Source organism: Streptomyces sp. NPDC014995, assembly GCF_043080745.1.
Lineage (GTDB): Bacteria > Actinomycetota > Actinomycetes > Streptomycetales > Streptomycetaceae > Streptomyces.
Map to the genome: position 1 here is coordinate 192,523 of NZ_JBIBVX010000003.1, position 20,606 is coordinate 213,128.

Below are 20,606 nucleotides of genomic sequence, written 5' to 3' on the forward strand. Positions count from 1 at the left end.
GCGGATCCAGGTTTCACGGCAGTGGATCCGGATAATGATCGTCCTGTTGTCAGTGCGGCCCGGTACGCTCGAAAGCACGATGACAGAGGACCTCTCACCGGCCGAGCGGTACGCGGCTGCGCGCAGGCGCGCTGCCGAGCAGGCCACCGCGCTCGCCTCCTTCCGCGAGATGTACGACTTCGGCCTCGATCCCTTCCAGATCGAGGCCTGTCAGGCGCTCGAGGCGGGCAAGGGCGTCCTGGTGGCCGCGCCCACCGGCTCCGGCAAGACGATCGTGGGCGAGTTCGCCGTCCACCTCGCCCTCCAGCAGGGCAAGAAGTGCTTCTACACGACACCCATCAAGGCGCTGTCCAACCAGAAGTACTCCGACCTGTGCCGTCGCTACGGCAGCGGGAAGGTCGGCCTGCTCACCGGCGACAACAGCGTCAACCCCGACGCCCCGGTGGTCGTGATGACCACCGAGGTGCTGCGGAACATGCTGTACGCCGGCTCGCAGACCCTCCTCGGCCTCGGGTACGTGGTGATGGACGAGGTGCACTACCTCTCCGACCGCTTCCGCGGTGCCGTGTGGGAGGAAGTGATCATCCACCTGCCCGAGTCGGTGACCCTGGTCTCGCTCTCCGCGACCGTGTCCAACGCCGAGGAGTTCGGCGACTGGCTCGACACCGTCCGCGGCGACACCGAGGTGATCGTCTCCGAGCACCGGCCCGTGCCGCTGTTCCAGCACGTGCTCGCCGGGCGGCGGATGTACGACCTGTTCGAGGAGGGCGAGGGCCACCGCAGGGCCGTCAACCCCGACCTCGCGCGCCTGGCGCGCATGGAGGCGAGCCGGCCGTCGTTCCAGGACCGCCGGCGCGGGCGGATGCGCGAGGCCGACCGGGAGCGTGAGCGCCGGCAGCGCTCGCGGGTGTGGACCCCCGGGCGTCCCGAGGTGATCGAGCGGCTCGACGCCGAGGGCCTGCTGCCCGCCATCACGTTCATCTTCAGCCGCGCCGCCTGCGAGGCGGCCGTCCAGCAGTGCCTGTACGCCGGGCTCAGGCTCAACGACGAGGAGGCGCGGGAGCGGGTCCGTGCCCTCGTGGAGGAGCGCACGGCCTCCATCCCGCACGAGGACCTGCACGTCCTCGGCTACTACGAGTGGCTGGAGGGCCTGGAGCGGGGCATCGCCGCCCACCACGCCGGCATGCTGCCGACCTTCAAGGAGGTCGTCGAGGAACTCTTCGTACGCGGCCTGGTCAAGGCCGTCTTCGCCACGGAGACCCTCGCCCTCGGCATCAACATGCCCGCCCGCTCGGTGGTGCTGGAGAAGCTCGTCAAGTGGAACGGCGAGCAGCACGCCGACATCACCCCCGGCGAGTACACCCAGCTGACCGGGCGTGCGGGCCGACGGGGCATCGACGTCGAGGGGCATGCCGTCGTGCTGTGGCAGCGCGGCATGAACCCCGACCACCTGGCCGGCCTCGCCGGCACGCGCACGTACCCGCTGCGCTCCAGCTTCAGGCCGTCGTACAACATGGCGGTCAATCTCGTGGAGCAGTTCGGGCGGCACCGCTCGCGCGAACTGCTGGAGACCTCATTCGCGCAGTTCCAGGCCGACCGCTCGGTGGTCGGGATCTCCCGGCAGGTGCAGCGCAACGAGGAGGGTCTCGAAGGCTACAAGGCCTCCATGACCTGCCACCTCGGCGACTTCGAGGAGTACGCGCGGCTGCGCCGCGAACTCAAGGACCGCGAGACCGAGCTGGCCAAGCAGGGTGCCGCCCAGCGGCGGGCCGAGGCGGCCGTGGCGCTGGAGAAGCTGAAACCCGGGGACGTCATCCACGTCCCGACCGGCAAGTACGCCGGCCTGGCGCTGGTGCTCGACCCCGGCCTGCCCGCCGGACGGGCCAACGGCCACCGGGGCTTCGACCACCACGACGGGCCGCGCCCGCTCGTGCTGACCGCCGAGCGGCAGGTCAAGCGGCTGGCCTCGATCGACTTCCCGGTGCCGGTGGAGGCGCTGGAGCGGATGCGGATCCCGAAGACGTTCAACCCGCGCTCACCGCAGTCCCGCCGCGACCTCGCCTCCGCGCTGCGCAGCAAGGCCGGGCACATCCCGCCGGAGCGGGCCCGCAAGCAGCGGTCCCAGGCCGCCGACGACCGGGAGATCGCCCGCCTGCGCACCGAGATCCGCGCGCACCCCTGCCACGGCTGCTCCGAGCGCGAGGACCACGCCCGTTGGGCCGAGCGCTACTACCGGCTGCGGCGCGACACCTCGCAGCTGGAACGGCGCATCGAGGGCCGGACGAACACCATCGCCCGTACCTTCGACCGGATCGTGGCGCTGCTGACCGAGCTGGACTACCTCCGCGGTGACGAGGTCACCGAGCACGGCAAGCGGCTGGCCCGGCTGTACGGCGAACTGGACCTGCTGGCGAGCGAGTGCCTGCGGGCCGGGGTCTGGGAGGGACTGGCTCCGGCCGAACTCGCCGCCTGCGTCTCGGCGTTGGTGTACGAGGCCCGGGTCGGCGACGACGCGATGGCGCCGAAGCTGCCCTCCGGCAAGGCGAAGGCCGCGCTGGGGGAGATGGTGCGGATCTGGGGGCGGCTGGACGGTCTGGAGGAGGAGTTCCGGATCAGCCAGACAGAGGGGGTCGGGCAGCGAGAGCCCGATCTCGGCTTCGCCTGGGCCGCGTACATGTGGGCGTCCGGCAAGGGCCTCGACGAGGTGCTGCGCGAGGCGGAGATGCCGGCGGGGGACTTCGTGCGCTGGTGCAAGCAGGTCATCGACGTGCTGGGGCAGATCTCGGCGGCGGCGCCGGCCTCGGGCGACGGAGTGACGGTGGCGAAGGCTGCACGGAAGGCCGTCGATCAGCTGCTGCGAGGTGTGGTCGCCTACTCGTCCGTGGGGTGAGTTCCGCCTGGCGGGTGCGGGGGAGTTCGCGGCTGGTCGCGCGGTCCCCGCACCCCTGAGGCATCCCGTCCGTCAGCTCCACGTTGCCGAGGGTCGTCGGGCGGGGAGTGACGTCAGGAGGCGGCCTGTGCCTGCCGCCCGGAGGCGCCACAGCTCCGCCTCGATCTCTTGTCAGCAGGGCGCCCACCCACCCGTTGCCCGCGCCTGTTCCGCACGGGTCGTCTTGTCGACAAAGCGCCGACGGTGGCGTGGTACTCGGTCCTGAGGGCGCCCTCGTCGGTGCGCATCCCGCCGAAGGGCGCCTGCCGCCGGATGTCCGCCGCCACGACCGCCGCCGGCGCGCTCGCCGAGAAACGGGTTCGATCCGCGCGCCGATCTCCTCTCCGGGCTCCTCGAGGACGCCCTCCTCCACCGCCCCGATCCCGGGCGCGCCGTCCCCGAGTCCACCCGCGCCGCCGCCGACGCGGTGCTGCACGGCGCCGGCGCCTGACGGTGTCTCACCCCGCTTGGTTCACCCGTTCCGGTGAACCGTTTTCGCATGCCTGTGCGGCATTACGCAGTGTGCGCGAAGGAAATCGCAGCGTGTAAACGGGTGACGTTACTCGAGGTGCCTGCTCGGTTTCAGGCGGTTGCCGAATATGACACGGCGATGACCCGGTCGGACTAAGCTCGCCCGCGGCGCACCGAGTTGATGCGAAATCGTGCGTTTGTTCCCAAGTATTCCGAAGATACCGACACGTCCCTACAGAGGGTGCCCATATGGTGAGTGTTCAGTCCCCACCCGGTCGCCGAGAACTGGCCTATGCGCGCGTGCTGTTGCTGCCGGCGATACTGATGGCCGCGGCGACCGGCGCCGCCGTCGCCCTCGTGGCGCCGTCGGCCCGGCTCGCCGTCGGCGTCTGCGGAGCCCTCGCCACCCTTCTGGTGAGCGCGTCCGGGACCGAGTCGGTCCGCCGCGGCCGGCGACTGCGGAAGCTGCGCGCGGAGAAGGAGCAGCGCGTCGCCCACCTGGAACGGCGGATCTCCGACTACGAGGCGCAGAACCGCAGGGTCGCCCAGCACTACGTGCCCCAGGCGGTGGAATGGCTGCGCAGGGGCGGCTCCCCGAGGGAGGTGTTGCTCCACTACACCGAGGAGGACCCCGCCTTCGGCGAGCTCGACGACGGCCAGCGACTGGTGATCAAGAAGATCATGGACGTCGTCGACCACGAGCAAGCCCTGCGTGACTCCGCCCAGCGCTCCTTCGTCAGCGTCGCCCGCCGCGTCCAGGCCATCGTCCACCAACAGGCCCACGAACTCAGGGAGATGGAGGAGGACCACGGCCGCAACCCCGAGGTCTTCGACGACCTCCTGCGCATCGACCACGGCAACGCGCTGATCGGCCGCCTCGCCGACTCCATCGGCGTGCTCGGCGGCGGCCGCCCGGGCCGCAACTGGCCGGGGCCGGTACCGCTGTACAGCGTCCTGCGCGGCGCCATGTCCCGGATCCTGGAATACCGGCGCATCCAGCTGGACTCCATCGCCAAGGTCAACATCCGCGGCCTGTCCGTCGAACCGCTCATCCACGCCGCCGCGGAGCTCCTCGACAACGCCACCCGCTACTCGCCGCCGCAGAGCAAGGTGCACGTCAACGCCGTCGAGGTGCAGACCGGCATCGCGATCGAGATCGAGGACGCCGGCGTCAGCCTCAGCGAGGAGGCCCGCGCCAAGGCCGAACGCATGCTGGAACTGGCCAAGGCCGGCGTCGACATCCAGGACGTCGGCGGCACCCCGCGCCTCGGCCTCGCGGTCGTCGGCCGCCTGTGCACGTCGTTCAACATGCAGGTGTCGCTGCGCACCTCGGCGTACGGCGGAGTCCGCGCCGTGCTCGTCGTGCCGAGCGAGATGCTCACCAACGATCCCGCCCCCGGTTTCGCCCACGGCATCGGCGCCACCGCCGTACCCCAGATCGACCTGGGCGCCATCGAGGGCCCCAAGCGTCCGCCGAAGAAGCGCCGGCCCACCAACCCGCGCATTCCGGCCGGTATCTCACTCGAGGACGACGAGGTGCCGATCATCACCGAGTGGACCGACAAGGGACTGCCACAGCGCCGCAGCAAGGCGACGGTCCCGATCGCCCAGATCTACGCCGAGGCCTACGCGGCCAAGGAAGCGGCCGAGGCCGCCGAGCGCGAGGGCAGGCCGGACCCGTTCGCCCGGCCGAAGCCCGAGCCCGAGCAGAAGGGGGCCGAGCCCGGAGTGCACTTCGAGGCCTTCTGGGAGGGCCTCAAGAAGCAGAGCCCGCCCGGCGTGCACCCCACCGACTTCACCCGTAATCCCACCGCATACCTGCACCTGATCGAAGACAAGGCCGAGACCGAGGCCGACGACGAGGGGGACCTCAAGTGATCCAGCAGCGCGCCAACTTCGACTGGCTGCTCAAGGAGCTCTACGACGGAGTTCCCGGCATCGAGATGATCGTGGTGCTGTCGGCCGACGGACTGCGCATCGCCCGCTACGCCGGCGAACCCGACGCCGCGGACCGCGTCGCCGCCGCCTGCGCCGGCCTGCAGAGCCTGGCCAACGCCGTCGCCCAGGAGATCCACGCCAGCGACGGCGAGATGAAGATGGTCGTCATCGAACTGAACGGCGGCTACTTCTACATGATGTCCGCCGGCGCCAACGCCTACCTGGCGGTCCTCGCCGACGTGCGCTGCGAGGCCGGCCGGATGAGCGGCATGATGCGCGACCTCGTGGTGCGCATCGGCGCCCATCTGACCACCCCGCCCCGGCGCAACGGGCAGAGCGTATGACGCCTCCGCAACGCCAGCGGCGACACCCTCTGCCGGCACCGCCCGCGCAGACCACGGAAGAGGAAGAGCCCAAGAACGTCGAGCGGCTGTACGTCATCTCGGGCGCCGACGGCGAACGGGCGCCCCTCGACCTGGTCACGTTGATCGTGGGGCGCGCCGAACCGCCCTCCTCCGCGACCCCCGAGCAGACGGCGGTGCTGCGGATGTGCCAGGCCCCCCTGTCGGTGGCCGAGGTCTCGGCCTATCTGAGCCTGCCGTTCAGCGTGGTGACGGTACTGCTCACCGAGATGCTGGCGGCCGACCTCGTACAGGCGCGTGCCCCGATCGTCCGGCAACAGGTTGCCGACCGTTCCCTCCTCGAAGCGGTGATGCATGGACTTCAAAGGCTCTGACACGATCCCCGGCCCCCGGACCGAGGATCACCTGCCGCACTCCACCACGGCGGCAGCCAAGATCGTCATCGTGGGCGGCTTCGGCGTCGGCAAGACGACCATGGTCGGTTCGGTCAGCGAGATCAGACCGCTGACCACCGAGGAGACCATGACGCAGGCCGGCATCGGGGTCGACGACAACTACGGTTCCGAGTCCAAGACCGCCACCACCGTGGCGATGGACTTCGGCCGTATCCGGATCACGGACCAGATCGTGCTCTACCTGTTCGGCACGCCCGGCCAGGAGCGCTTCTGGTTCCTGTGGAACGGCCTGTTCGAGGGTGCGCTGGGCGCCGTCGTCCTGGTCGACACCCGCCGCCTCGAGGTCAGCTTCGAGGTCATGGGGCGGCTGGAGGAGCGCGGCGTGCCCTTCGTGGTCGCCGTCAACACCTTCCCCGACGGGCCCCGTTACCCCCTCGAGGACCTGCGCTCGGCCCTCGACCTGCCGTCCGAGGTCCCGATCGTCGAGTGTGACGTGCGCCGCCGGGCCTCCAGCCGGGACGTGCTGACGACGCTGATGCGCTTCCTGCACTCCCTGGCGCTGACCCGCAACCTCACCTGACCCCCGCCCACCCCTGACACCGATTCCCCACAGTTTCGGAGCGACCCCCTGTGACGCCTGAACACCCGACGACGACCGGTCCGCACGACCTTGCCCTCGATCCGCCCCCCGGCTGCCCCGCGCACGGCAGTGGCCCCGGCGGACTGCACCGGCTCTACGGCCCCGGCGCGGAGGACCTCGACGCCCTCTACGAGCAACTCCGTGAGGAGCACGGCCCGGTGGCGCCCGTGCTCCTCCACGACGACGTACCGATCTGGGTGGTCCTCGGCCACGCCGAGAACCTGCACATGGTGCGCTCGCCCTCCCAGTTCACCCGGGACAGCCGTGTCTGGACCCCGCTGCGGGAGGGCGCGGTCAAGCCCGACCACCCGCTGATGCCGCACATCGCCTGGCAGCCGATCTGCTCCCACGCCGAGGGCGACGAGCACAAGCGGCTGCGCGGCGCCGTCACCGCGGCCATGGCCACCATCGACGACCGCAGCCTGCGCCGGTACGTCTACCGATCCAGCCAGCACCTGGTCAACCGCTTCTGCGAGGAGGGCCGGGCCGAGTTGGTCGGCCAGTTCGCCGAGCACCTGCCGATGGCCGTGATGTGCCACGTCCTCGGCATGCCCGAGGAGTACGACGACCGGATGGTGCACGCCGCCCGCGACGCGCTCAAGGGCACCGAGACCGCGATCGCCAGCCACTCCTACGTCATGGAGGCCCTCAGCCGGCTCACCGCCCGCCGCCGCGCCGAGCCCGACGAGGACTTCGCCGGACACCTCGTCGCCCATCCGGCGGGACTGACCGACGACGAGGTCCGCGAACACCTGCGCCTCGTGCTCTTCGCCGCCTACGAGGCCACGGTCAACCTGCTGTCCAACGCGCTGCGCATGGTCCTCACCGACCCGCGTTTCGTCGCCCGGCTCAACGGCGGGCAGATGACGGTGCCGGAGGCGGTCGAGCAGTCCCTGTGGGACGAGCCGCCGTTCAGCGCGGTGCTCGGCTACTTCGCCAAGCAGGACACGGAGTTGGGCGGTCAGCGCATCCGCAAGGGCGACGGTCTCCTGTTCGCGCCCGCGCCGGGCAACGTGGACCCGCGGGTGCGCCCCGACCTGTCCGCCAACATGCAGGGCAACCGCTCGCACCTCGCCTTCGGCGGCGGCCCGCACGAGTGCCCCGGCCAGGACATCGGCCGCGCCATCGCCGACGTCGGCGTCGACGCGCTGCTGATGCGGCTGCCGGACATCCAGCTCGACTGCGACGAGGACGACCTGCGCTGGACGACGTCGATCGCCTCGCGGCACCTGGTGAAGCTGCCGGTCCGGTTCGAGCCGAGGGACCAGCAGGACATCATCGCCAAGCCGAGCCACGGCCTGGTGCCGCCGCGCCCGTCCCTGCCGATCACCCTGGAGTCCAGGCCGACGTCGACCATTCCGGCACGGACTGCTCCCGCAGCGTCCGTTCCCGCGTCGGCCGTTCCCGGGTCGCCCTCTCGTGCGTCGGCCGCTCCCGGATCCACCGCCGGCGCGCCGCTCGCCACCGAGCCCCGGCCGGCGGTCACGCCCCGCCCCGGGCCCGCCTCGGCTCCGGCTCCTGAACCGGCCCGCAGGCCGAACGCCCTGCGCCGCTTCCTGGCCTGGTGGCGCGGCTACTGACCGCCGTCCCAGTCGTCGTACGACGACCAGGCGCCCAGGGTCCGCCCGCTGCGCAGCCGGTGGGCCGCCCCCGTGACCGGATCGGTGAACTCCAGCTCCCGCGCGAGTAGTTGCAGGGGACGCCGGAAGTCGCCGGCCGGTCCGGGGGCGGCCACCTCGGGGTAGAGGGGGTCGCCGAGGATCGGGACGCCGAGCGCGGTCATGTGCACCCGCAGCTGATGGGTCTGCCCCGTCTGTGGCGTCAGCCGGTAACGGGCCCGCCCGTCCGCCCGGTGTTCGAGCAGTTCGACCCGGCTGACGGCGTTCGGCTCGCCCGGCACCTCGCGGGCGGTCAGCGTCCCGCGCTCCTTCACGATCCGGCTGCGCACGGTCACCGGCAGGGCGAGCGCCGGATCGTACGGGGCGACGGCCTCGTACACCTTGCGCACCCGCCGGTCGCGGAACAGGGTCTGGTAGGCGCCGCGCTCCTCGGGGCGCACGGTGAACAGCACCAGACCGGCGGTGAGGCGGTCGAGGCGGTGGGCGGCGCCGAGCGCGGGGAGGCCCAGCTCCCGCCGCAGCCGGGCCAGCGCGGTTTCGGTGACATGGCTGCCGCGCGGGGTGGTGGCGAGGAAGTGCGGCTTGTCGGCGACGACGATGTGATCGTCGCGGTACACGATCTCCAGGGGGAACGGCACCGGCTCCTCGGCCGGCAGCTCCCGGTGGAACCACACGAACATCCCGGGCACGTACGCCGTGTCCGGCGCCACCGCCCGTCCGTCGGCCCCGACGATCCGCCCCGCCGCGAACATCGCCTCGACGAGCCCGGCCCGTGCCGCGCCGAACCGCTCCGCCAGATGCTCCCGGACGGTCGCCCAGTGCCCGTCACCCGGCAGCCGCACCCGGACCGGATCGACCCCGTCACGCTGCGGCAGGGGTGAGGGCGGGGGAGGGGTACGGCGTCTCATCGGGGTCAAGCGTACGGCGACGCCGGGCACGGGTACGGTGGCGCCGGACGTGGGTTCGGTGACCCGGCCATGGGTGGGGTGGTGACCCGGTCGTGGGTGGGGTGACCCGGTCATGGACCTCGCCGGAAGGACGGCTCGGGCTGTCTCGGTGATCCCCGTCGTGGGTGCGGCGACGCCGGGCATGGGCACGGCGGCCCCCGGGGCGTGGGGTACCGCGCCGCTGGTGAGGGGTGCGGCGTCCCGGGCTGGTCACGGTTGCCCCGGTCACGGGCTCGGCCGGCGGGGTCGTGGGCACGGCTAGCCGGGGCGTGCGGCACGGCTACCCACGTCGTGAGGCACGGCGACCGTGGTCAAGGGCACGGTGACGCAAAATTCCGTGGGGCGCGGCTACCCGGGTCGTGGGACACGGCGACGGTGGTCAAGGGCACGGGCGCGAAATCCCGTTGGACGCTCCGGCCCCGGTTGGCAGGATGTGGATCATGCCCTTCCTCACCCGACCCGTCCTGCCCGCCGGAACCCTCGCCCAAGCTCCGCAGCCCGTGCTCCCCACCGGCGACGGCCTGGTTCTGCGCCCCTGGCGGGCCGACGACGCGCCCGCCGTCCACGCGGCCTTCCAGGATCCGCTGATACACCAGTGGTACATCCGGGCCGCCGACTCCGAGAAAGAGGTCAGCGGCTGGATCGAGGAGTGGCGGGCGGCCTGGGCCGGGGAGCGCGGCGCCCAGTGGGCCGTCGCCGACGCGGACACCGACGTGCTGCTGGGACGGGTGGCGCTGCGCGAGATCGTGCTCGGCGACGGTGTGGCCGAGGTCGCCTACTGGACGACGGCGGCGGCCCGCGGCCGGGGCGTGGCCGCCCGCGCCACGACCGCGCTCGCCCACTGGGCCCTCGACGAGATCGGGTTCCACCGCCTGGAGCTGATGCACGCCCTCGCCAACGAGGCGTCCTGCCGCGTCGCCACCAAGACCGGCTTCACCCTGGAGGGCACCAAGCGCAGCGCCCTGCTCCACAGGGACGGCTGGCACGACATGCATCTGCACGCGCGCGTACAGGGCGACTGAGAGCGGTCCGGAGCCGGCACCGTCGCCCGACCGGGGTGCGGTCCTGGTCCGGGGCGGCGGTCTGCCGGCGCTCGCCGCGACGGCCGTGTGGCTGTCGATGCCGGCGTTCCGGGCGTTCCGGCGGTCGGTGCAGGAGCCCTGTCGCGGCCCGCACTCGTGACGCGACAAGGCGGCCCGCGCCACGAGTGCGGGCCGCCTCCACGGGCGGCAGACGCATGGGCGGCAGACGGGCTCCGGCCGCCTCCACGGGCCACGGAGACGGAGTCGGTCGGCCTCCACGCTCCTGGCGGCGCGTCGGGCTGCCTCCATGAGCAGGCGGGACACGGCAGCCGGACACGACAGGCACACCGCGTCGGCGCGCCGCGGCCGCGCGGTCAGGCGGCGGGTGCCGCCCCCTCCTGCTCCGCCTCCACGCGCGCGTTCCACTCCCGCTTGGACGCCTGCCAGCCGTCCTCGTTGTGGCCGAGCCGCCAGTAGCCGGAGATCGACAGGTCCTCGCGCGGGATCTGCTGCTCGACGCGGAGCAGCCGTCGCAGGTCCTTCACGGCCGCGGCCTCGCCGTGCACGAACGCGTGCGGACGGCCCGCGGGGAACTCCAGCGCCCGGACGGCCTCGACGAGCCTCTCGCCGACGGGCCGGTCACCGCGGTGCAGCCAGACGACCTCCACATCGGAGTCGATCTTCTGCTCCTCCTCGGGGCCGGTCACCTCGATGAAGGCGTGGGCCACCGCACCGGCGGGCAGCGCCTCCAGCGCGGCCGCGATCGCGGGCAGGGCGCTCTCGTCACCGGCCAGCAGATGCCAGTCGGCGGAGGTGTCGGGCGCGTAGGCGCCGCCGGGCCCCATGAAGCGGACGGTCTCGCCCGGCTGGACGCGCGCCGCCCACGGCCCGGCCAGGCCCTCGTCGCCGTGGAGGACGAAGTCAAGGGTCAGCTCGCGGTGTTCGGCGTCCCAGTGGCGCACGGTGTACGTCCGGGTGACGGGCCACTGCTCGCGCGGGAACTCGGCACGGACGCGCTCCAGGTCGAAGGGCTCCGGGTAGCTCACGCCCTCGGGACCGAACAGCAGCTTCACGTAGTGGTCGGTGCAGCCGCCGACGGCGAAGTCGGCCAGCCCCTCGCCGCCGAGGACCACGCGCTGCATGTGCGGGGTGAGCCGTTCGGTGCGGACGACCTGCGCGGAATGGGGCTTCCGCGGCTTCCGTGCCGGACGTTCTGCCATGGCGGCCTCCCAAGTCCTTTGGTTAGGTTTACCTAAGTTAGCATTCCTTCCCCCGGTGGTGCCCCCCTGGTGCCGTTTACGGCGCGAGAGTGTGCAGCAGCCGCTGAAGCGAGCCGCCGAGCCCCCAGCGTTCGGCCAGCTCCTCCAGTGCCGCGGGCTCCCTCGGCGCGCGCGGAAGCGTCGTGTCCACCTCCGGCAGCGGCACGTCGTCGGCGACCCGGACCACCTTCGGTGCGACGGCGACGTACGGTCGCGCCTCGGTGAGCCGCTTGCGCTGCGTCGGGGTGAGCTTCGCCCTCGGGTCGTCGACCGCCGCCATGATCCCGGCCAGGTCGCCGAACTCGGCCAGCAGCTTGGCCGCCGTCTTCTCCCCGATGCCGGCCACGCCCGGCAGACCGTCGCTCGGGTCACCGCGCAGCAGCGCGAGATCCGCGTACCCGCGGCCGTCGACCCCATACTTCTCCCGCAGCCAGGCCTCGTCCGTGAGCTGGAGCGTGCCGACGCCCTTCAGCGGGTACAGCACCCGCACCCCGCGGGCGTCGTCCACCAGCTGGTACAGGTCGCGGTCGCCGGTGACGATGTCCACCGGGCCCTTCGCCCGCGCGGTGAACGTGCCGATCACGTCGTCCGCCTCATACTCCGCGACGCCCACGCGCGCGATGCCGAGCGCGTCCAGGACGGCCTCGATGACCGGCACCTGCGGGGAGAGGGTGTCCGGGACCTCCTCCTCGTCCGGGCCGGCCTCGTGCTCCTCGGCGACGCGGTGCGCCTTGTAGGTGGGGATCAGCTCGACCCGCCACCGCGGCCGCCAGTCGGCGTCCATGCACGCGACCAGCTCGTCCGGCCGGTGGTCCTTGACCAGGCGGTCGATGAAGTCGAGCAGCCCCCGGACGGCGTTCACCGGTGTGCCGTCCGGTGCCTTCACGGAGTCCGGGACGCCGAAGTAGGCGCGGAAGTAGAGCGAGGCGGTGTCGAGGAGCATCAGTCGTCCGGTCACGCAGGCATCATGCCGCACCGGCACCCCGCTGAGGTGCCGGTATTCACTCCCCTGGCATCTGTGAAGGCCCTGTGAACTGGCACACTCCCGCGTTTGCCCCGCTTCGGCCCGGGCAGGCGCCGCCTCGGAGCGGTGCCGGTTGCATATTCAACTGTTAGCGGCCCTCAGGGGCCTCGCGGCCTGTTCGTGGGGCGTCACGGCCCCCGGTACCTCTTCGTCCCTGCCCCCGAACAGAGAAGGTATGTGTGTCCTCCAGGCTTGAGGCCGAACACCTGTCCAAGGTGTTCGGCAGACGACCGGACGAGGCAGTCGAACGGCTCCGCGGCGGAGCCGACCGGGAGGAGCTGCGCACCGACGGCACCACCGCCGCCGTGATCGACGCCTCCTTCACCGTGGACCCGGGCCAGATCTTCGTCGTCATGGGCCTGTCCGGCTCCGGCAAGTCCACGCTGCTGCGCATGCTCAACGGACTGCTGGAACCCACGTCGGGACGCGTCCTCTTCGACGGCCAGGACCTGACCGCGCTCACCGACCGTGAGCTGCGCGAGGTCCGCGCGAAGAAGATCAGCATGGTCTTCCAGCACTTCGCGCTCTTCCCGCACCGCAGCGTCCTCGACAACGCCGCCTACGGCCTCTGCGTCCAGGGCGTCCCGCGCGCCGAGCGCGAGCGGCGCGCCGCCGAGGCGCTCCGGCTGTGCGGCCTGGCGGGCTGGGAGAAGTCCTGGCCGGACGAGCTGTCCGGCGGCATGCAGCAGCGCGTGGGCCTGGCCCGCGCCCTCGCCACCGACGCCGACCTGCTGCTGATGGACGAGTCCTTCAGCGCGCTGGACCCGCTGATCCGCCGCGACATGCAGGACCAGCTCCTCACGCTCCAGCAGACGCTGAAGAAGACGATCGTCTTCATCACCCACGACCTCAACGAGGCCATGCGCCTGGGCGACCGCATCGCCGTCATGCGCGACGGCCGCATCGTGCAGACCGGCACCGCCGAGGACATCCTGGTCCGGCCCGCGGGCGACTACGTGGCCTCCTTCATCCAGGACGTCGACCGCTCCCGCGTGCTGACCGCCTCCGCCGTCATGGACACCGGCGTCCGCGGCGACGAGGCCGACTGCGGCTGCGCGACCGCGACCCCCGACACGCCGTTCACCGAGCTGTGCGCGCTCAGCGCCCGCGTGCCGCACCCGGTCGCCGTGCTCGACGCCGACCGCACCCTCGTCGGCGTCGTCCCCCGCCGGCGCCTGGTCGGCTTCCTCGGCGACGAGCGGGCCGAGGAGGCCCGCTGCGACAGTCCGCGCACCGACGGGAAGGAGGTCGCCCGTGCCTAGGCTGCGCCTCGGTGACTGGGTCGACTCCGGTGTCGACTGGCTTGTCACCCACATGTCCTGGCTCTTCGACGCGATCAAGACGGTCGTCGAAGGCATGTACGACGGCATCGACGCCGTCCTCACCGCCCCCGAGCCCCTGCTGCTCGCGGGCATCCTCGCGGTGCTCGCCTGGTGGCTGCGCGGCCTGGCCGCGGGCGTCCTCGCCTTCGCCGGGTTCGCCCTCATCGACTCCCTCGACCTGTGGGAGGAGGCGATGTCCACCCTGTCCCTGGTGCTCGTCGCCACGGTGATCGCCCTGGTGCTCTCCGTCCCGCTGGGCATCTGGGCCGCCCGCTCCAAGACCGTCAGCGCGGCCGTACGACCCGTCCTGGACCTGCTCCAGACGATGCCGTCGATGGTCCTGCTGATCCCGGCGATCCTGTTCTTCGGGATGGGCGTGCCCGCCGGTGTCGTCGCGACCCTGATCTTCGCTCTGGCGCCCGGTGTGCGCATGACCGAACTCGGCATCCGCCAGGTCGACGCCGAACTGGTCGAAGCGGCCGAGGCCTTCGGTACGACACCCCGCGACACCCTCCTGCGGGTCCAGCTGCCGCTCGCCCTGCCGACGATCATGGCGGGCGTCAACCAGGTCATCATGCTCGGCCTGTCGATGGTCGTCATCGCCGGCATGGTCGGCACCGGCGGCCTCGGCGGCGCCGTCAACGAGGCCATCGGCCAGCTCGACATCGGCCTCGGCTTCGAGGCGGGCCTCGGCATCGTCGTCCTCGCCATCTACCTGGACCGCATGACCGGTGCCCTCGGCACCCGCATCTCCCCGCTCGGCCGCCGCGCCGCCGCCAAGGCCCGTACCACGGTGTGGACGTACCGTCCCCGCGCGGCCGTGGCCGTGGTCGGCGTGGTCGTCCTCGCCCTCGTCGCCGGCGGCATGGGCGTCTTCGGCGCGAACTCCGGCCCCGCCGAGGCTTCCGACACGGACGTCGGCAAGGGCAGGGAGATCACCATCGGCTACATCCCCTGGGACGAGGGCATCGCCTCCACCTACCTCTGGAAGGAGCTGCTGGAGGAACGCGGCTTCGAGGTGAAGACCACCCAGTACGCCGCCGGCCCCCTCTACACGGGCCTGGCCACCGGGCAGATCGACTTCCAGACCGACGCCTGGCTGCCCACCACCCACGCCGAGTACTGGCAGAAGTACGGCAAGCAGCTCGACGACCTCGGTGCGTGGTACGGCCCCACCTCCCTGGAGCTCACCGTCCCCTCGTACATGAAGGACGTGAACTCCCTCGCGGACCTGAAGAGCAAGTCCGCCGCGTTCGGCGGGAAGATCACCGGCATCGAGCCCAGCGCCGGGATGATGGGCCTGCTCAAGGACAAGGTCCTCGAGCAGTACGGCCTCGACGGCACCTACAAGGTCGTCGACGGCTCCACCCCGGCGATGCTCGCCGAGCTCGAGCGGGCGTACGCCAAGAAGGAGCCGATCGTCGTCACCCTCTGGTCGCCCCACTGGGCGTACAGCGAGTACGACCTGAAGAAGCTCAAGGACCCGAAGGACGCCTGGGGCGAGGGCGACGGCGTGCACACCCTCTCCCGCAAGGGCTTCGCCGCCGACCACCCCGAGGTCGGCAGGTGGCTCGAGGACTTCTCGATGACCGAGGGCCAGCTCACCGGCCTCGAGGCGCAGATCCAGAAGGCCGGCAAGGGCAAGGAGCAGGAGGCCGTCCGCACCTGGCTGAACGACAACCCCGGCCTGGTCGACAAGTGGGTGCCGGTGGCCGGCGCGGGGCAGCAGAGCAGGGCGGCCGGGTGACCTGACAGCCCCGCGACCGTCCGGCGAGGGGCGGGCACCGCCGTACGTCTCCGACACGTACGGCGCAGGCCCGCCCCTCGTGCTGTCGTCCCACGGCAAGGATCCGGCCAACCACGCACAGCGACGTCCACGCCCGGACTCGGCCGGCGGTCCACCGGCGACGCCGGCCGTGCGACCAGCCGGGATCGCGACCGGAGTCGAACGGGAACACGGCGGCCCGCCCGCGCATTGAACGGAAGAACACGAGCGCGCCGTCCCCGCGCGGTGATTCCCTGGGGATGATCGACTGGCGCGAACCGTGAGGTCCCGTGTGACGCCGCGTGTCCTCGATGTGACGGGCACATGAAACGGTTTGCCGAACATGCGTAGGGTGCAGAGAAGTCATCGGAGAACGTGTGCCCGCTGCGGGGCACTCGGGTAGTGCGGGCGACGAGCGAAGGAGGGAGCCGGAGCGATGGGCGACCACAAAGAACAGCCCCTCCGGGTGGGCGCGGCCGTCCGGCGGCGGCGCCGGTCCCTGGAGCTCACCCTCGCCGTCGTGGCCGAGCGCAGTGGCCTGTCGGTGCCGTTCCTGAGCCAGATCGAGAACGACCGGGCCCGGCCCAGCACCAGCTCCCTGGAGAAGGTGGCCGACGCCCTGCGCACCACCGCCGTCGAACTCCTCGCCGCGGCCGACCCGGCGTGCAGCGTCGACGTCGTGCGCGCCGAGCTCGTCGAAGCCGGTCCCGAGCCGCGCTCCCGCTCCCTGGTGCGCGGGCACCACCAGATGCACGCCTCGGAGTTCACCGGCGACCACGAGGCCGGCCGGGAGTTCCAGTACCGCAACGACCAGTTGATGTACGTCGCCGACGGCGGCGTGGAGATCGAGGCCGAGGGCCGCGCCTACCGCCTCGGCCGCGGCGACACGCTCTACCTGACCGGCGGGGTGCGCCACCGCTGGCGGGCGACGGTGCCGGACACCCGGGTGGTCGTCGTCGCGGTCGCCGAGCACATCGAGGCGGTCCGGAACCGGAAGCGGTAGTGCGGGTCGTCTCGCTGGTGCCGTCGCTCACGGAAGCGGTGGCCGTGTCCGTCCCCGGCGCCCTGGTCGGCGCCACCGACTGGTGCACCCACCCGGCGGACCTCGACGTCACCCGTGTGGGCGGCACCAAGAACCCGAAGGTCGACCGGATCGTCGCCCTCGCCCCCGATCTGGTGATCGCCAACGAGGAGGAGAACCGCGGACCCGATCTCGCGGCCCTGCGCGCGGCCGGCGTCGAGGTGCTGGTGACCGAGGTGCGGGACGTCCCGCAGGCCTTCCGGGAACTGGCGCGGGTGCTTCAGGCGTGCGGCGCGCGCACGCGTCCGCGCTGGCTCGACGAGGCGGAGGCGGCATGGGCGGCGCCGGCGCCCCTCGAGCCCCGGCGGACGGCGGTCGTACCGATCTGGCGCCGCCCGTGGATGGTGCTGGGCCGGGACACCTTCGCGGGGGACGTCCTGGCGCGACTGGGTGTCGACCACCTCCACGCGGCGCACGGGGACCGCTACCCGCGGATCCCGGTCGCCGAGCTGCGGGCGGCCGCCCCCGACCTGGTCGTCCTGCCCGACGAGCCCTACCGCTTCACCGCCGACGACGGGCCCGAGGCCTTCCCCGGTCTGCCCTGCGCGCTGGTCAGCGGACGGCACCTGACGTGGTACGGCCCGTCGCTCGCCGAGGCGCCGCGGGTGCTGGCCGGGGCGCTGCGAGCAGCGCGCCGCTGACCAGCCCGCGCAGGGTGTGCGCGGCGACGACCGCCCAGGCGGCGACGAGGACGACGTACAGCCCGGTCGCGAGCACCGCGTGGGCGACGAGTCCCGTGTGCCGGGCCAGGGCGGCGGCTCCGGTCACGCAGGTGCCGACCGGGAAGGTGAACGCCCACCAGGTCATCGCGAAGCCCATACCGTGCCGACGGGCCCGCACCACGTGCGCGGTGGCCAGGCACAGCCACAGCAGCGCGAACCCCATGACGGGCACGCCGTAGAGGACGGCGAGGACCGCGAAACCGCGGCTGTCCGGCCCGGGCACCACTCCCGGGGCGACCTCCGCGAACGTCCCGACCGCGGTGGTGGACTGCCCGAGCGGTCCCAGCACGAGGAAGAGGGTCGGCGTGAGCGCCAGGGGCAGCGGCCCGCCGGTGACCAGCCGGCCGAAGACGACCGGCAGCATCACGAGCGTCGCCAGCAGGCTCAGCCCGAACAGCGCGACACACGCGAGGAGCAGCGTCTCCCGCGGCTGCCCGGCCGGCAGATGCGGCACCAGCAGCGGCCCCCACGCCGCCGACACCATCGGCGCCACGAGCGGCAGCAGCCACACGGGCGTGGCCTGCCCCGGCTCCACGCGGTGGCGTACGGCCATGAGGTACGGCACGGTCACGGCGGCCGCGAGGGCGACGGCCGTACCGGCGGTGAACAGCACGGCGTCGAGGGCGACGGCCGCCCGGGTGCCGATCCAGTCCCGCCCCACGGTGAGCGCACCGCCCCCGACGGCCACCAGGGCCATGGCGAGGCAGCCGTAGAAGGGAACCGTCGCCGGGTCGAGGACGTGGGCGCGGGCCTGGTCGCGGTGGCGGCGCCAGTGCAGGGCGCGGGCGGTGACGAGGGTCAGCAGCAGCGCGAGGGAGAGGGCCCAGACGGCTGTGCAGGCCGGGCGCAGTCCCGGAAGGGGGAGCGCGCAGCCGGCCGTGGCCACGGCGGCCGTGCCCATGACGGTGGCGTACCAGTTCGGGCCGAGGTGGCGGACGGTGACCATGAACTCCACGGTCGCGCCGGTACGCCCCCGCGACCAGGGAGTATGTCTCTATGGGGGCATAAACTGGCCTTATGGTCAGGGGCGAGACAGAGACATTCGCGGGGGAGGGAGCGCGTCCGCCGGGTGCGGCGGGCTCCATCGCGCACCGGGTTCCGGACCTCGGCGCGCTGGAACTGCTGCTGGCGGTGGCGCGGCTCGGCAGCCTCGGCGGGGCGGCGCGCGAGATGGGGATCACCCAGCCGGCGGCCAGCAGCCGGATCCGCTCGATGGAACGCCAGCTGGGGGTGGCCCTCGTCGACCGGTCGCCGCGCGGTTCCCGGCTCACGGACGCCGGGGCGCTGGTCACGGACTGGGCGCGGCGGATCGTCGAGGCGGCGCAGGCCTTCGACGCGGGCGCGCAGGCGCTGCGGGACCGGCGGGACTCGCGTCTGCGGGTCGCGGCGAGCATGACCATCGCCGAGTACCTGCTGCCCGGCTGGCTGCTCGCGCTGCGCGCCCAGCGCCCGGACACGGCGGTCTCGCTGCTCGCGGGGAACTCGGCGGCGGTGGCGGAGCGGCTGCTGGCCGACGAGGCGGACCTGGGTTTCGTGGAGGGGCTGACGGTCCCGACGGGTCTGGACTCGGTGGTCATCGCCCACGACAACCTGATCGTGGTGACGGCACCGGCCCACCCCTGGTCCCGCCGCCGACGGCCCCTGGAGGCCTCGGAACTGGCGGCGACCCCGCTGATCCTCCGCGAGAAGGGCTCGGGCACCCGCCAGGTGCTCGACGTGGCCCTGGGCGGCCTGGCCCGCCCCCTGATCGAACTGTCCTCGACCACGGCGGTGAAGGCCGCCGCGGTGAGTGGGGCGGGGCCGGCGGTCCTCAGCGAGCTCGCCGTGCGCGAGGAACTGGCGATGCGCCGCCTGGTGAGCGTGCCGCTGGCGGAGGTGTCCCTGGCACGGGACCTGCGCGCGGTGTGGCCGACGGGCCACCGCCCGGTGGGCCCGGCGCGGGAGCTGCTGTCGCTGACGCGGGGGTAGCGGGGACCGCCGCCGTCCGGGGCGGCCGGGACCGCCGTCCGGGGTCGCCGGGTTCGCCGTCCGGGGTCGCCGGGTTCGCCGTCCGGGATCGGCGGGTTCGCCGTCCGGGGCCGCCGGGACCGCCGCCCGGGGCCGCGCCCCCGAGGTTCCTCGCCCCCGCCGCCCCTGCCCGTCCCATCCCGCGCCCTCCCGTCCCGCGGCGCTGCCCCGGACGCGCGCCGGGGGCTGCGGCCCCCCAGGCCTCGCGTCGGCCGCGAACGGGTTTCGTCCTCGAAGGCCGGCCGGGGGTTGAGGGGCGGAGTGTCTGCCGGGCCGCGGCCGGTCGTATCAGCCGCTGCATCGCGCGCCGGCCGGGGGTTGAGGGGGCGGAATGTCCGTCAGGCCGCGGCTGCTCGCACCAGCCCCCGCATCACTCGCCGGGGGTTGAGGGGCACAGCGTCCGTCAGGCCGCGGCGGCTCGCACCAGCCCCCGCATCACCCGCAGATCCCCGCCCATCTCGGGATGCCACTGCACGCCCAGCACCCACCCGGCGGAGGGCAGTTCCACCGCCTCCACCGTCCCGTCCGCCGCGTACGCCGACGGGACCAGGCCCGTGCCCAGGCGGTCCACGGCCTGGTGGTGATACGTGGGCACGGACGTCTCCTCCGGGACGGCATCGCCGTACAGGGTGCCGGGCACCGGCTTGACCGTGTGGTGGCCGAAGACCCCGACCACCTCGGCGTGACCGTCGAGGTGCTGGACGAGGGTGCCGCCGAGGGCGACGTTCAGCAGCTGCATGCCCCGGCAGATCCCCAGCAGCGGGACGCGGGCGGCCAGCGCGGCCTCGATGAGGGCCAGTTCCCACGCGTCCCGTTCCCGGGCCGGCGGCCCGGTGCGGGGGTGGGGTTCGGCGCCGTACCGTACGGGCTCCACGTCGGGGCCGCCCGCGATCACCAGTCCGTCCAGCCGGGCCACGGCTTCGGCCGCGTGCGCCGGGTCGTCCGGCGGGAGCATCGCGGCGAGGCCGCCCGCCGCCTGCACCAGCCGGGGATAGCCGACGGGCAGCAGCGCCGCCTCCAGCTCCCACACGCCCCAGCGTGCCCCGGACTCCAGATAGGTGCTGACCCCGATCAGCGGCCTGGCCACAACAACTCCCTCACAG

At 72.7% G+C, this 20,606-nt stretch carries 17 protein-coding genes; 12 read left to right on the forward strand and 5 right to left on the reverse strand.

Annotation, left to right across the window (positions count from 1 at the left end; genetic code table 11):
• Window positions 1-34 precede the first annotated feature (34 nt).
• From ACF1A1_RS08310 to ACF1A1_RS08335, 6 genes are all read left to right on the forward strand, one after another.
• Window positions 35-2,890, forward strand: a complete 2,856-nt coding sequence (locus ACF1A1_RS08310; protein WP_391646746.1) for a DEAD/DEAH box helicase — start codon at window positions 35-37, stop codon at window positions 2,888-2,890.
• Window positions 2,891-3,649: 759 nt separating this feature from the next.
• The gene (locus ACF1A1_RS08315; RefSeq protein WP_391646748.1) at window positions 3,650-5,278 is read left to right on the forward strand and encodes a sensor histidine kinase; all 1,629 of its coding nucleotides are present in this window, start codon (window positions 3,650-3,652) and stop codon (window positions 5,276-5,278) included.
• Window positions 5,275-5,682 carry a roadblock/LC7 domain-containing protein gene (locus ACF1A1_RS08320; RefSeq protein WP_391646750.1) on the forward strand — a complete coding sequence of 136 codons (408 nt, stop codon included), beginning with the start codon at window positions 5,275-5,277 and terminating at the stop codon, window positions 5,680-5,682. Before ACF1A1_RS08315 ends, ACF1A1_RS08320 begins: the two co-directional genes overlap by 4 nt.
• Window positions 5,679-6,074 carry a DUF742 domain-containing protein gene (locus ACF1A1_RS08325; protein WP_391646752.1) on the forward strand — a complete coding sequence of 132 codons (396 nt, stop codon included), beginning with the start codon at window positions 5,679-5,681 and terminating at the stop codon, window positions 6,072-6,074. Before ACF1A1_RS08320 ends, ACF1A1_RS08325 begins: the two co-directional genes overlap by 4 nt.
• Window positions 6,055-6,675 (forward strand): ATP/GTP-binding protein, encoded by a 621-nt coding sequence (locus ACF1A1_RS08330; protein ID WP_391646753.1) that lies wholly within the window; start codon window positions 6,055-6,057, stop codon window positions 6,673-6,675. Before ACF1A1_RS08325 ends, ACF1A1_RS08330 begins: the two co-directional genes overlap by 20 nt.
• Window positions 6,676-6,725: 50 nt before the next feature.
• Window positions 6,726-8,315, forward strand: a complete 1,590-nt coding sequence (locus tag ACF1A1_RS08335; protein ID WP_391646755.1) for a cytochrome P450 — start codon at window positions 6,726-6,728, stop codon at window positions 8,313-8,315.
• On the opposite strand, the gene ACF1A1_RS08340 is transcribed toward ACF1A1_RS08335, so the two are convergent.
• A complete protein-coding gene (locus ACF1A1_RS08340; protein WP_391646757.1) occupies window positions 8,309-9,262 on the reverse strand; it encodes an RluA family pseudouridine synthase in 954 nt (317 codons plus the stop codon). The genes ACF1A1_RS08335 and ACF1A1_RS08340 overlap by 7 nt on opposite strands.
• A 479-nt stretch (window positions 9,263-9,741) precedes the next feature.
• On the opposite strand from ACF1A1_RS08340, the gene ACF1A1_RS08345 reads away from it, so the two are divergent.
• Window positions 9,742-10,323: a GNAT family N-acetyltransferase gene (locus ACF1A1_RS08345; protein ID WP_391646759.1), complete on the forward strand. Its 582-nt coding sequence runs from the start codon at window positions 9,742-9,744 to the stop codon at window positions 10,321-10,323.
• A gap of 374 nt (window positions 10,324-10,697) precedes the next feature.
• Here the strand turns inward: ACF1A1_RS08345 and ACF1A1_RS08350 are convergent, their stop codons facing one another.
• Entirely contained in the window at window positions 10,698-11,543 is an 846-nt protein-coding gene (locus tag ACF1A1_RS08350) for a siderophore-interacting protein (RefSeq protein WP_391646761.1), read from the reverse strand.
• 76 nt (window positions 11,544-11,619) lie between these two features.
• Window positions 11,620-12,525, reverse strand: a complete 906-nt coding sequence (locus ACF1A1_RS08355) for a 5'-3' exonuclease H3TH domain-containing protein (RefSeq protein ID WP_391647182.1) — start codon at window positions 12,523-12,525, stop codon at window positions 11,620-11,622.
• A gap of 260 nt (window positions 12,526-12,785) precedes the next feature.
• Here ACF1A1_RS08355 and ACF1A1_RS08360 point away from each other — a divergent pair, with 260 nt between their 5' ends.
• The 4 genes from ACF1A1_RS08360 (at window position 12,786) to ACF1A1_RS08375 (ending at window position 17,415) form a co-directional block, all read left to right on the forward strand.
• Entirely contained in the window at window positions 12,786-13,868 is a 1,083-nt protein-coding gene (locus ACF1A1_RS08360) for a glycine betaine/L-proline ABC transporter ATP-binding protein (protein WP_391646763.1), read from the forward strand.
• Window positions 13,861-15,675 carry an ABC transporter permease/substrate binding protein gene (locus tag ACF1A1_RS08365; protein ID WP_391646765.1) on the forward strand — a complete coding sequence of 605 codons (1,815 nt, stop codon included), beginning with the start codon at window positions 13,861-13,863 and terminating at the stop codon, window positions 15,673-15,675. Before ACF1A1_RS08360 ends, ACF1A1_RS08365 begins: the two co-directional genes overlap by 8 nt.
• Window positions 15,676-16,129: 454 nt before the next feature.
• On the forward strand, window positions 16,130-16,696 hold the full coding sequence (locus ACF1A1_RS08370) for a helix-turn-helix domain-containing protein (protein WP_391646767.1): 567 nt from the start codon (window positions 16,130-16,132) through the stop codon (window positions 16,694-16,696).
• Window positions 16,696-17,415, forward strand: coding sequence for a helical backbone metal receptor (locus tag ACF1A1_RS08375; protein ID WP_391646770.1), 720 nt, complete (start codon window positions 16,696-16,698; stop codon window positions 17,413-17,415). The genes ACF1A1_RS08370 and ACF1A1_RS08375 overlap by 1 nt, the downstream gene beginning before the upstream one ends.
• Here the strand turns inward: ACF1A1_RS08375 and ACF1A1_RS08380 are convergent.
• Window positions 17,327-18,442: a TDT family transporter gene (locus ACF1A1_RS08380; RefSeq protein ID WP_391647184.1), complete on the reverse strand. Its 1,116-nt coding sequence runs from the start codon at window positions 18,440-18,442 to the stop codon at window positions 17,327-17,329. The genes ACF1A1_RS08375 and ACF1A1_RS08380 overlap by 89 nt on opposite strands.
• A gap of 71 nt (window positions 18,443-18,513) precedes the next feature.
• On the opposite strand from ACF1A1_RS08380, the gene ACF1A1_RS08385 reads away from it, so the two are divergent.
• Entirely contained in the window at window positions 18,514-19,464 is a 951-nt protein-coding gene (locus tag ACF1A1_RS08385; RefSeq protein WP_391646773.1) for a LysR family transcriptional regulator, read from the forward strand.
• Between the two features lie 442 nt (window positions 19,465-19,906).
• Here ACF1A1_RS08385 and ACF1A1_RS08390 read toward each other — a convergent pair whose 3' ends face one another.
• Window positions 19,907-20,578, reverse strand: coding sequence for a gamma-glutamyl-gamma-aminobutyrate hydrolase family protein (locus tag ACF1A1_RS08390; RefSeq protein WP_391647186.1), 672 nt, complete (start codon window positions 20,576-20,578; stop codon window positions 19,907-19,909).
• Window positions 20,579-20,606 lie beyond the last annotated feature (28 nt).